General features: G+C 66.0%; 1 protein-coding gene. It reads right to left on the reverse strand.

Annotated features, from left to right (window positions below; translation table 11 throughout):
* Positions 1 to 291: phosphoribosylformylglycinamidine synthase subunit PurQ (locus AC6UDB_RS07000; protein ID WP_500709543.1), on the reverse strand; the 291-nt coding region annotated here is incomplete at both ends.

Consider the following 291-nt stretch of genomic DNA (forward strand, 5'->3'; position numbering starts at 1 on the left):
GCGCCGACTTGGCCCAGCCTTCACCGGCACCCAGCACGTCACCGTAAGAGAAGCCACCGCAGGCGACCAGGCCCTTGAAGGCCTCGAAGTTGACACGGCCCGCCAGGATGTCGCTCATGTGCACGTCGATGGCGGCAAAACCGGCACGGTCGAAGGCAGCGGCCATCTCGACCTGGCCGTTGACGCCCTGCTCACGCAGCATGGCCACTTGCGGGCGCACGCCCTTCTTGATGTACGGCGCAGCGATGTCGTCGTTGACGTCGAAGCCCAGCTTGACCGACAGGCCTGGGT

The sequence above is a fragment of the Fructilactobacillus sp. X3R2C1 genome, assembly GCF_059901235.1.